This is a genomic window from Streptomyces sp. NRRL F-5123 (genome assembly GCF_000721495.1).
Taxonomy (GTDB): Bacteria; Actinomycetota; Actinomycetes; order Streptomycetales; family Streptomycetaceae; genus Actinacidiphila.
Map to the genome: position 1 here is coordinate 1 of NZ_JOHY01000204.1, position 301 is coordinate 301.

Genomic DNA, 301 nt, shown 5'->3' on the forward strand with positions numbered 1-301 from the left:
GCCCTCTCCGACCATGGGCACGACGGTGTAGACGTCGTCGCAGACGCCCTTGCGCAAGGGGATGAAGCTGGCCATCTCGCAGGAGACGGTCCGCCACACGTCGCCGTCGCGCTCGAAGGCGAAGGAGCGGGAGATGCTGCCGCGAATGCGCATCGGCAGGACGAGGCGGCCGCCGGGCGCGAGTTGGTCGAGGATCTTCACGGGCACGTCGCCCGCACCGACGGTGAACTGGATGCGGTCGTACGGCGCGTGTTCGGGCAGGCCGGCCGCGCCGTCGCCGAGGACCGCCGAGACGTTCTGT

The 301-nt window shown here is 70.4% G+C and carries 1 pseudogene; it reads right to left on the reverse strand.

Features of this window, described 5'->3' with window-relative positions:
• Window positions 1-301 (reverse strand): annotated as a pseudogene (locus IH54_RS0138925) (methyltransferase, FxLD system); the annotation flags it as partial.